Origin of the sequence: Bacillus sp. AY2-1, assembly GCF_008368965.1 — a bacterium.
Lineage (GTDB): Bacteria > Bacillota > Bacilli > Bacillales > Bacillaceae_G > Bacillus_A > Bacillus_A thuringiensis_S.
The window spans coordinates 1-12,084 of record NZ_QPEL01000025.1; the positions used below are offsets into that span (position 1 = coordinate 1).

Consider the following 12,084-nt stretch of genomic DNA (forward strand, 5'->3'; position numbering starts at 1 on the left):
TGCTATCTTTTTTATTTTTTTGTATGACAAATCATTTATTTCTTTTCGTTCTATCTGTCAAATTTATTTCCTGTTCACGTTTACCATATAACTGATTAATTTCATTTGCTACTGCATCTAAATATGAATCGGAAAAAATAGGCTTCTTTTCTTTAGACATATGGGTCTCCTTTGTGGATTTTTTAGTATTCATTATGTATATTTCTCAGGGGATTATGCGCAATCATTTTAATTTTTTTCTTATTAAAAATTTTTGTTTACTTTTTGAAAATAAAGGAGTATTATAATCCACAGTTTCAATTTTCTAAATCGCTGAAACCGCATGGTACGGGGGACCCGTTTTTACGGATTAGTACATAATCCGATGGGGTGAATCCTTGAAAAAGGTAGGGCTACTCATAGGCCCGAATCCGACAGCTAACCTCGTAAGCGTTATATTGAGAAGGAAGGTGGAGCTTGTGCGACAAAAAAAATAATGTCTACAAGTCTATTTCGCTATGGCTTGTAGACATTTTTTGTTTTCTGAAGAAATAGTTTACTGGCTGTAACAAGCAGAAAAGTTCGTACAAAATTATTGGAGAGTGGACAGCATTGGTTTCATCTATTAAAAGATTTTTAATTGGAAGACCGTTAAAATCAACGGAGCTTGGAGAACAAAAGCTTAATAAAACGAAAGCTTTAGCTATTTTATCTTCTGACGCATTGTCATCAGTTGCTTACGGTCCAGAGCAAATTTTAATTGCTTTAGCAGGTGTTGGAGCGATCGCCTATTGGTATTCCATTCCGATCGCTGTTGGGGTATTAGTATTATTGACAGCCCTTATTTTATCTTATCGTCAAATTATTTTTGCTTATCCGCATGGCGGGGGAGCGTATGTTGTATCAAAAGAAAATTTAGGGATGAATCCAGGCTTAATTGCTGGAGGATCTTTATTAGTTGACTATATTTTAACTGTTGCGGTAAGTGTGTCCGCGGGTACAGATGCAATTACTTCTGCGTTTCCTAGCTTACATGCACATAACGTAATTATTGCGGTTATATTTGTTATATTAATTACGATATTAAATTTAAGAGGAGTAACGGAATCAGCTTCCGTGCTAGCATATCCTGTTTATTTATTCGTTTTAGCACTATTTATATTAATTGGTGTGGGCATATATAATATTTTAACTGGTCATGTTTCACCTACTTTACATGCGCCGATTGGAACACCAGTTGCAGGAATTAGTTTATTTTTATTACTAAGAGCATTTGCATCAGGTAGTTCTGCTTTAACAGGTGTTGAAGCAATTTCAAATGCAATTCCGAACTTTAAAGATCCTGCGCCAAACAATGCTGCAAAAACATTGCTTGCAATGGGTGCATTACTTGCTGTGTTATTTTCAGGAATTGTATTTTTAGCTTATTATTACGGAGTGACTCCGAGTAAAGAAGTAACAGTTGTTTCTCAAATTGCTGAACAAACATTTGGACGTAATTTCATGTACTATTTCATACAAGGTACAACAGCTTTAATATTAATTCTCGCTGCTAATACAGGCTATTCTGCATTTCCTTTATTAGCGGTTAACCTTGCAAAAGATAAATTCATACCGAGAATGTTTACGATTAGAGGAGACCGTTTAGGTTACTCAAACGGTATTATTATACTTGGAGTTGCTTCGATTATTTTAATTGTAGCTTTCCAAGGACAAACAGAACATTTAATTCCACTATATGCAGTAGGTGTATTTATTCCATTTACACTTTCTCAAACAGGGATGGTATTAAAATGGCTTCGGGAAAAACCTGAAGGATGGGCTTTAAGATTAACGGTTAATTTAATTGGTGCAGTTATTAGTTTTATCGTAATGAGCATGTTCTTTTTAACTAAATTTGCACAAGTTTGGTCGATACTTATTTTCTTACCTGCAATCATATTCTTATTCCACAGAATTAAGAAGCACTATGATGCGGTAGGTGATCAGTTAAGTTTAAAAACTTGTGAACCACTTGTTCCGATTAAGGGAAATGTAATCGTCGTTCCGGTAGCTGGTATGACTCACGTAGTAGAAAATTCATTGAACTATGCTAAGGCTCTTTCGGCAGATCAAGTTATTGCTGTATATGTTGCTTTTGACAGGGAAGAGGAAAAGAAATTTGAAGAGAAATGGAAAAAGTGGCAACCTGAAGTTAGGCTTGTTACATTACATTCTCATTATAGAAGTATTATCCAGCCGCTAACGAAGTTCATCGATACAGTGCAATATAAGGCAAGTGAATCGAATTACCGCGTTACGGTCGTTATACCACAGTTCATTCCAAAAAAAGGTTGGCATAACATTCTTCATAATCAATCCAGTTTACTCATACGTGCGTATTTACTTTATAAAAGAAATGTTGTTATTACGACAGTTCCATATCATTTGAAAAAATAAGAAGATTTTTTTAGGATAGCTTCGTGAAAATGAAGCTATCCTTTTTGTGTATATGCTATGCATAATTGCATATGGGCTCGAAAATTATATTTATATAATTTTATCAGTTATTTTCAAGTAGTGTTTTCTGTTGTGATATGTAGATATTTCAATCTATAAAGTGAATCGGATTATATTTTGAAATAAGGACACGAAAGCTTGAAAATAAAGGGAATGAAAATACTTCTTTACGTTATATAAACAGCTGTGTTTAAATGACCTTACAGTACAAAACATATATGAAAACAAAACGAAATTTCATATTTACGTATGTTGTTTAGTTTAAAATGAATAATATTTTTATGTAATATATTCACTGTGTGAATGTGGGGATTTCGATGAAATAGAAAATTTATACAATATTATTCATACTAAACACATATGAAAAATAATAAAATGTTTTGTGATGATAAGTAAGTACTGTAGCAATACGAGAGAGGTGGTTCGTACATGGATCGCGGTGAGAACGTTCTCTATTTTAACCATCTCAAATTATAGGTAAGAAAATAGAATAATAAAATGCGATAGTAATAGTTGCTAATACATAGGAGGAGTTAAAGTGAAAAAGACTTTAATTACAGGGTTATTGGTTACAGCAGTATCTACGAGTTGCTTCATTCCTGTAAGCGCTTACGCTAAGGAGGGGCAAACGGAAGTGAAAACAGTATATGCACAAAATGTAATTGCTCCAAATACATTATCCAATTCAATTAGAATGTTAGGATCACAATCACCGCTTATTCAAGCATACGGATTAATTATTTTACAACAGCCAGATATTAAGGTAAATGCGATGAGTAGCTTAACGAATCATCAAAAGTTTGCAAAGGCGAATGTACGAGAATGGATTGATGAATATAATCCGAAGCTAATTGACTTAAATCAAGAGATGATGAGATACAGCACTAGATTTAATAGCTATTATAGTAAGCTCTATGAATTAGCAGGAAACGTAAATGAAGATCAGCAAGCAAAAGCAGATTTTATGAGTGCATATGGAAAATTACAATTGCAAGTACAAAGCATCCAAGAGAGTATGGAGCAAGATTTATTAGAGTTAAATCGATTTAAAACAGTATTAGACAAAGATAGTAACAACTTATCAATTAAAGCCGATGAAGCAATAAAAACACTGCAAGGATCAAGTGGAGATATTGTGAAATTAAGAGAAGATATTAAAAGAATTCAAGGTGAAATTCAAGCTGAATTAACTACTATTTTGAATAGACCTCAAGAAATCATTAAAGGTTCTATTAATATTGGTAAACAAGTATTTACAATCACAAATCAAACTGCACAAACGAAAACAATCGATTTTGTTTCTATCGGTACTTTAAGTAATGAAATTGTAAATGCTGCAGATAGTCAAACGAGGGAAGCAGCTCTTCGCATTCAACAAAAGCAAAAGGAGTTATTGCCACTTATTCAAAAGTTATCACAAACTGAAGCAGAGGCGACTCAAATTACATTCGTTGAAGATCAAGTAAATAGCTTTACAGAATTAATTGATCGTCAAATTACAACTTTAGAAACGTTATTAACGGATTGGAAAGTTTTAAATAATAATATGATTCAAATTCAAACAAATGTCGAAGAAGGCACGTATACAGACAGTAGTTTACTTCAAAAACATTTCAATCAAATTAAAAAAGTAAGTGATGAAATGAATAAGCAAACAAATCAATTTGAAGATTACGTTACAAACGTTGAAGTACATTAAACAGAAAAATAATTAGCGATATAGGGAGAGAAGAAAAATGACAAAAAAACCTTATAAAGTAATGGCTCTATCAGCACTTATGGCAGTATTTGCAGCAGGAAATATTATGCCGGCTCATACGTATGCAGCTGAAAGTACAGTGAAACAAGCTCCAGTTCATGCGGTAGCAAAAGCTTATAATGACTATGAAGAATATTCATTAGGACCAGAAGGCCTAAAAGATGCAATGGAAAGAACAGGTTCAAATGCTTTAGTAATGGATCTGTACGCTTTAACAATTATTAAACAAGGTAATGTTAACTTTGGAAATGTATCGTCTGTTGATGCGGCTTTAAAAGGGAAAGTAATTCAGCACCAAGATACAGCTAGAGGAAATGCGAAGCAATGGTTAGATGTATTAAAACCACAGCTTATTTCAACGAATCAAAATATCATTAACTACAATACGAAATTCCAAAACTATTATGATACTTTAGTTGCTGCAGTTGATGCAAAGGATAAAGCGACTCTTACGAAAGGCTTAACTAGATTATCAAGTAGTATTAATGAAAATAAAGCACAAGTGGATCAGTTAGTAGAAGACTTGAAGAAATTCCGAAATAAAATGACTTCGGATACGCAAAACTTCAAGGGTGATGCAAATCAAATTACATCTATATTAGCTAGTCAAGATGCAGGAATTCCGCTATTACAAAATCAAATTACAACGTACAATGAAGCAATTAGTAAATATAATGCAATTATTATCGGTTCATCTGTTGCGACAGCTCTAGGACCAATTGCAATTATCGGTGGTGCAGTAGTTATTGCTACGGGCGCAGGAACACCGCTAGGAGTAGCATTAATTGCAGGTGGTGCAGCAGCTGTAGGCGGTGGTACAGCTGGAATCGTATTAGCGAAGAAAGAGCTTGATAATGCACAAGCAGAAATTCAAAAGATAACAGGACAAGTTACAACTGCGCAATTAGAAGTAGCTGGATTAACGAACATTAAAACACAAACAGAGTATTTAACAAATACAATTGATACTGCAATTACAGCGTTACAAAATATTTCAAACCAATGGTACACAATGGGATCAAAATATAATTCTTTACTTCAAAATGTGGATTCAATTAGTCCAAACGACCTTGTTTTCATTAAAGAAGATTTAAACATTGCGAAAGATAGCTGGAAAAATATTAAAGACTATGCAGAAAAGATTTATGCTGAAGATATTAAAGTAGTAGATACGAAAAAAGCATAATTGAATACGAATCGTTAGAGCGTTAAGTGTTGATGAATGATTTGAAGCTCCTGTTCAGTTGTGAGCAGGAGCTTTTTATACTCTTATAAAGAAAATAGGTGAAAAGTATGCAGAAAAGATTTTATAAAAAATGTCTTTTAGCGGTAATGATTGCTGGGGTGGCAACGAGTAACGTATCTCCTTTACATCCTTTTGCAGCAGAACAAAATGTAAAGGTACTACAAGAAAATGTGAAAAACTATTCTCTTGGACCAGCTGGATTCCAAGATGTAATGGCACAAACGACATCGAGTATATTTGCAATGGATTCATATGCAAAATTAATTCAAAATCAACAAGAGACGGATTTAAGTAAAATAAGTTCGATTAATAGTGAATTTAAAGGGAATATGATTCAGCATCAAAGAGATGCAAAAATTAATGCAGCATATTGGTTAAATAATATGAAGCCTCAAATTATGAAAACGGATCAAAATATTATAAATTACAATAATACTTTTCAATCGTATTATAACGACATGTTAATAGCGATTGACCAAAAGGATAGCGGAAAATTAAAAGCGGATTTAGAAAAGTTGTATGCGGATATTGTAAAGAATCAAAATGAGGTAGATGGATTATTAGGAAATTTGAAAGCTTTTCGCGATAGAATGGCGAAAGATACAAATAGTTTCAAAGAGGATACAAATCAGTTAACAGCGATATTGGCAAGTACGAATGCTGGTATTCCAGCTCTAGAGCAACAAATAAATACATATAACGATTCGATTAAAAAGAGTAATGATATGGTCATTGCTGGTGGCGTACTTTGCGTAGCGCTAATAACATGTCTTGCTGGCGGGCCGATGATTGCGGTTGCAAAAAAAGATATCGCAAATGCAGAAAGAGAGATAGCTAATTTAAAAGATAGAATTTCAGGAGCACAAGCAGAAATCGTAATTTTGACTGATGTAAAAAATAAAACAACAAACATGACGGAAACAATTGATGCAGCAATTACAGCACTACAAAACATATCAAACCAATGGTATACAGTAGGTGCAAAATATAATAATTTACTACAAAACGTAAAAGGAATTAGTCCGGAAGAGTTTACGTTTATAAAAGAAGATTTACATACAGCGAAAGATAGCTGGAAAGATGTAAAGGATTATACAGAAAAATTACATGAAGGTGTGGCAAAGTAAACAGTGGGCTAGTTCCGCTGTTTATTTTTATTCCGTTTTTTTGTGAGAGTTGAACTTGTAATTTTATATATAAGTTTTCATGTGTTTTATCCATGTGTGTATAAAAAATCTTTTTGTTATCGCTCCCTTTGATAGAATCCATTTTCACATAGGTTTTTTAACGAATTTTTTAAAAATTAAATTTTACGGCTTGATAATTCGTTTAAAATGATTTAATCTTATGTCAAATGATATATTTATCTATCAAAAATGCTTTTGTAAAGATAAAGGAGTGATTGAGAATGTTAAACGCCCCATTGATGGTAAGCCTTTAGGTGCAACCACATTGAAAAGATTGGGAAGAAATGAGTGAGCTTTCACAATAAAGAACTCTATAACTTTATGTAGTGTTTGATGCCCTTTGATTAGATTTTTTTTAAAAACAAACCAATATTAATTGAATCAAAGTTTAGAAATTAAATATATGAGTAGTAGAAAATAGCCATTAGTTGTTATCATGTCTTGATGAAAAACATAAAAAATAGGCAAGAAAAATTCTGAGAAAACCTGTTCAGAAAGTATGGTATGAAAGCAAGTTAGTGATGGGAATTCAAAACCAATTTGATAAAAGTGAGGTAAATAATATGACTTTTGAAGAAAAATTACAAGCATATGCAGAACTTACGGTGAAAATCGGTGTGAATATTCAACCAGGGCAATACTTATTAGTCAATACATCAGTGGATGCATTGGATTTCGCCCGTATAGTTGTGAAAGAGGCTTATAAGGCTGGGGCAGGGCGTGTTCATGTTAATTTCTCGGATGAAGAAATGGAACGTGCTTACTTTGATTATGCCTCAGATGAAGAATTTAATCGCTTCCCAGAGTGGATAGTCAAAATGAATGATGAGCTGATCGAATGTAAAGGAGCATTATTAATGATAGATGCTACAGATCCTGATAAATTTACAGGTATTTCATCTAATCGTCTAGCTACCTATCAAAAGGTAGCAGGAGCTGCTCTGAGCAACAATCGCAACGCCGTAATGAAGGATTCAGTAGCTTGGTCTATGGTAGCAGTTCCTTCACCAAAGTGGGCATCGAAGGTGTTCCCGGATTTAGCAGCTGAGGATCAAGTACCAGCATTATGGGAGGCTATTTTTAAAGCTGTTCGTATTGGTGAAGGCAGTGCTATTGAAAAATGGCGTGAACATGTAAAAAATTTAGAATCTCGTGCGGTCCTACTGAACAATAAAAAATATATAAAGCTTCACTATACAGCGCCAGGTACTGATTTAACAATTGCATTAGCACCACAGCATAAATGGATTACTGGAGGTGGTAAAACTCCTGATGATACTATCTTTATGGCTAATATGCCGACCGAAGAGGTTTATACGTTACCGATGAAACAAGGTGTAAATGGCTATGTAAGCAATACAAAACCATTAGTTTATCAAGGGAATATTATCGACGGCTTTAAACTGACATTTGAAGAAGGAAAAATTGTTAAAGCTGAAGCACAGGTAGGACATGATTTATTACAGGAGCTTATTAATGTGGATGAAGGCTCGTGCTATTTAGGTGAGATAGCACTTGTACCAAATGAATCACCAATTTCAGCATCGGGAATTTTATATTTTAATACATTGTTTGATGAAAATGCATCGAACCATTTAGCGATTGGTAAAGCTTATCCAACTTGCTTAGAGGATGGAAGAGATTTAGAAAACGATCAGCTTGAAACGTTAGGTGCAAATATTTCAGTAACACATGAGGATTTTATGATTGGCAGCAGTGAGATGGACATCGACGGTATTCTACCAGATGGAACTGTAGAACCAATTTTCCGTAAAGGTAGCTGGGCATTTTAAGTTTTTAATTTGAAGAAAGGAGTAGAGTGGATGAAACGGTTACTAAGCATAATTGGTGCAACTATATAGGGGGTTCATCTGCTTTTGCTTAGGCTGAAAACTACCTCTTTAATTAGAAGTAAAATACATTCAAAGGAGATAGGCCAATGAATTTCTGGGAAGTTGTTTTGATAGTAGTGAATTTTAGTCTATTGAGTTGGATACTGTTAATAGGCAGAGAAACGAAAAAGTGGTCTAAATTAGCTACTTTGATTGCCGTTGTAATGGTTACAGTTCAGTTATTGGCAGAAGGTTTTAGGTGGCAGATGATTCCGGCATATGTATCCCCAGTTATCTTAATTTTATGCTATTTATTAACTGGGCGGAAAAAGGGCTGTAGAAGTTGGGGTATATTCATAGTTAAGACCTCGTTGCTATGTATCTATTTGTCTGTAGCAGTGGCGCTACCCTTACTTATGCCAGTATTTTCATTTGAAGAACCAACCGGCCCACATAGGATCGGTACGAAGGTATATCATTGGATTGATCATCAGAGAAATGAACCATATTCGAAAAATCCAACCGATCGGCGCGAACTGATGGTGCAAATTTGGTATCCTACAGCTGAAAAAAGTAAGGGGGATCCAGAACCTTATATTCGTAACATAAATGAGCTTTCCAAGGGATTGGAAAAAACATTGTCCATTCCTGCATTTGCATTCAGCCACATGGAATTGGTAAAATCTCATTCGTTTATGGATTTACAACTCTCAGATTCAGAGAATCATTATCCCATATTACTTTTCTCTCATGGTTTTAATGGTTTTCGTAATCAAAACACGTTTCAAGTTGAGGAGTTGGCTAGTCAAGGATATATTGTTCTAAGTATCGATCATACCTTTGATGCTGCAGCTACCGTCTTTCCAGATGGTCGAACTGCTTACGTACAGCCCATCAATTTAACTGATGAAGGGGATAGCCACATAAAATTATGGGAGGAAGATGTCAGCTTTGTCCTTAATCAGATAGAGAAACTTAATCAAAACGATGAGACCGGCTTCTTTACAGGAAGAATGGATACTTCGCGAATTGGAATGTTTGGTCACTCTTACGGTGGAGCTACCGCAGCACAAATACTTGCAAAAGATTCTCGTGTCAAAGCAGCTATCAATATGGATGGTACATTGTATGGAGAAATCTTTCCTGAAAGTGGAATTGGAAAACCATTTCTACTCATGAGTGCAGAAGAGCCTGATGAAGCAGATCCCTATGAAGTGAGGGAGCGATATGGACGTGGGTTAGCTGGTGGTGGTATGTCAATGGTCATACCTCATACGGATCATACAAGCCTCACTGATTTACATTTGTTCTCCCCTCTGTTGCAGAGCCCAGGTGAAAATCCAAAGGAAGTTCATCGTATTATCAACGAATTCAGCCTGGCATTTTTTGACCAGTATGTAAAACAGAAGGATGACGGCTCAACCCTTAAAAGGCTGATGACCAAATACCCGGAAGTGAATTTTAAAGTAAACCGATAACTTTATGCAGAAAGAAGCTTCATTATAAAACATTCAGTAATTAAATGAAGTGCAACCGGATTTAATAAAAGTAGAAAAATTACTATAAGTATTAATGCGTCATGAAAAATAGTTTAAAAAACCTAGATAAGGTAATCAATTTCTCTACTAAGAAAGCGATTCGAACCATTTCCTTTGGTTCTTGTATTTATTACATTAAATAATTTAATTTCTTCATCGTTATCTAAATAATGAAATGCTAAAAATGAAACATTCAAAGTACTATCAGTTTCAGTAATATAATTCTTTTTGAAAAGCTACATTCAGCATCTGGACACTTTATTTGAGATTGTTTATTATAATATCAAATGATATATTTTTCTATCAAAAATGACGAATTTATACAGAAAAAGGGAGAGATTGACGATGAAGAAAGACTTGTCAGCGTTGAAGGAAGCGAGATTTAATGCAATTCTTGATTCGGCTACTATATTGCTTGTTGAAAATCCTACTGCTTCGATGAATGAAATTGCGGAATATGCGGGAATTGGAATTGCTACACTCCATCGCTACGTCGAAAGCAGGGAGAAATTGATGCTGTTCTTAGGCCATCGGGCTATACAACTGGTAAGTGATACTGTAAACCAGATTCCACTGGATGAGGAAAGAAGCGAAAACTATATCCCGGAACTCATTGAAGCGTTAATCCCTTTAGGTGACAAAATCTATTTTCTAGGTCATGATGCATCTGTATTTAACAACAAAGAATTAGGTAAAGCAGAAGAGAAGCTGAGGGAACCCTTACGACGCGTTATTGAGCTGTTACAACAAAGAGGTTATTTTCAGCAAACGGTTAGCAGCGAATGGATTTTGAATACGCTTTATGCTCTGCTTTTCCATACTTGGGAACAGGTACATGAAGGAAATGTGGCTAAAAAATCTGCTGCAGAGCTTGTTTTAAATACATTTTATTATGGTTTTAAAGCTAAGGATGATTTGAGAGGTAAGTGAACTGATTCAAATCCATGATAATTAATATCAATAATACAGAAAGCGAAAAGGAGGACTGGGAAATGAATCAAATCTCTATTGTAAAGGCTGTTCATCAATCCATGGTCGGCGCCCAGTTAAATGTAATGGCATTGGAATACATGGCGTTTCCACTTGCAGGATCTGAGGAGAAGAACACAGTCGAAGGGACATTTTGTAAGCTCTGGCGGCAGGAGAACAACCGTTTTAGTCATCAATACGCTTATGAAGCTCAAATGGACGGGAAAACTTTAGGGATGATTACTTGCTATCCCATACCCGTTTTAAACCGTCTTGCCTGGTCCACTTTTAAACAGCTGCTTTCATTCCGAAAGCTGGGTTTTGTTATTTATAACATTTTGAATATCAAAATGCTTTATTCCATGTTTACCTTGAAGGAGGGAGAAGATGACGAGTTTCACATCGGAACAATTGCCTTATTGCCCGAAAGTCGAGGACTAGGGATAGGTACCAGACTACTTAAGTTTGCCGAGGAACAAGCTTCCCTGCAAGGCTTTGCCAAATGCTCTCTGACGGTAAAGAAAGAGAATCAACTTGCCATTAAATTGTATCAGAGGATAGGCTACCAGATTACAGGCGAAATTAATAAACCAAAGTTATCGTTGTACAGAATGGTCAAAAACGTAGAATCTTACAACCGTTTATAAAAAATTTGTACCGTATCAGGGTACCGCCACATACCTATCAACCGAAATATTCTGAATTATCAACAAAATAAAAATGAACTTTTTGTTACAAGTTAATACAAAATTTCGTTCTAGAGGCACTAAAAAATTTTAGCTTGATAGTGATGGGATGGGGCCTCTATATAAAAAAACACAGTTTACACTCAAACTGTGTTTTTCGACGTACAATGATTTATCAACATCTCTTATTATTCTTTAAAATCTGCAACAGAACCAGGATTTCCCCTCAAAGTATAAATTCCAAGGGGAACCGTTTTTTTTATTTACTTATATACGTACAGCTGTACCACTGACAGCAACCATTAACATTCCATCACGAACAACTTCGTAATCTACGTCAATACCAACGATAGCGTTCGCACCTTTTTCTTTTGCAAGTTCTTTCATTT

The 12,084-nt window shown here is 34.8% G+C and carries 10 protein-coding genes and 1 riboswitch; of the genes, 8 read left to right on the forward strand and 2 right to left on the reverse strand.

Annotated features, from left to right (window positions below; all coding sequences use genetic code 11):
• Positions 1-31 precede the first annotated feature (31 nt).
• Positions 32-160 carry a hypothetical protein gene (locus tag DN403_RS31665; RefSeq protein WP_000031873.1) on the reverse strand — a complete coding sequence of 43 codons (129 nt, stop codon included), beginning with the start codon at positions 158-160 and terminating at the stop codon, positions 32-34.
• A gap of 140 nt (positions 161-300) precedes the next feature.
• Positions 301-447, forward strand: a riboswitch (cyclic di-AMP (ydaO/yuaA leader).
• Positions 448-591: 144 nt separating this feature from the next.
• Here DN403_RS31665 and DN403_RS06780 point away from each other — a divergent pair.
• From DN403_RS06780 to DN403_RS06815, 8 genes are all read left to right on the forward strand, one after another.
• Complete coding sequence (locus DN403_RS06780) at positions 592-2,418, forward strand: APC family permease (RefSeq protein WP_000254886.1); 1,827 nt, start codon at positions 592-594, stop codon at positions 2,416-2,418.
• Positions 2,419-3,016: 598 nt separating this feature from the next.
• Positions 3,017-4,177 carry a non-hemolytic enterotoxin NHE subunit A gene (gene nheA, locus DN403_RS06785; protein ID WP_000751828.1) on the forward strand — a complete coding sequence of 387 codons (1,161 nt, stop codon included), beginning with the start codon at positions 3,017-3,019 and terminating at the stop codon, positions 4,175-4,177.
• Between the two features lie 37 nt (positions 4,178-4,214).
• Complete coding sequence (nheB, locus tag DN403_RS06790; protein WP_000162968.1) at positions 4,215-5,423, forward strand: non-hemolytic enterotoxin NHE subunit B; 1,209 nt, start codon at positions 4,215-4,217, stop codon at positions 5,421-5,423.
• 107 nt (positions 5,424-5,530) lie between these two features.
• Entirely contained in the window at positions 5,531-6,610 is a 1,080-nt protein-coding gene (gene nheC, locus DN403_RS06795) for a non-hemolytic enterotoxin NHE subunit C (RefSeq protein WP_001171999.1), read from the forward strand.
• Positions 6,611-7,233: 623 nt separating this feature from the next.
• A complete protein-coding gene (locus DN403_RS06800) occupies positions 7,234-8,463 on the forward strand; it encodes an aminopeptidase (protein WP_000141970.1) in 1,230 nt (409 codons plus the stop codon).
• A 146-nt stretch (positions 8,464-8,609) separates the two neighbouring features.
• Positions 8,610-9,980: an alpha/beta hydrolase family protein gene (locus DN403_RS06805; RefSeq protein ID WP_001012300.1), complete on the forward strand. Its 1,371-nt coding sequence runs from the start codon at positions 8,610-8,612 to the stop codon at positions 9,978-9,980.
• Positions 9,981-10,385: 405 nt separating this feature from the next.
• Positions 10,386-10,970: a TetR/AcrR family transcriptional regulator gene (locus DN403_RS06810; protein ID WP_000710982.1), complete on the forward strand. Its 585-nt coding sequence runs from the start codon at positions 10,386-10,388 to the stop codon at positions 10,968-10,970.
• 62 nt (positions 10,971-11,032) lie between these two features.
• Positions 11,033-11,656: a GNAT family N-acetyltransferase gene (locus DN403_RS06815; protein ID WP_001071938.1), complete on the forward strand. Its 624-nt coding sequence runs from the start codon at positions 11,033-11,035 to the stop codon at positions 11,654-11,656.
• A 306-nt stretch (positions 11,657-11,962) separates the two neighbouring features.
• Here the strand turns inward: DN403_RS06815 and DN403_RS06820 are convergent.
• Positions 11,963-12,084 (reverse strand): heavy metal-binding domain-containing protein (locus DN403_RS06820; protein ID WP_149185364.1); only part of this gene is annotated, 122 nt, incomplete at its 5' end.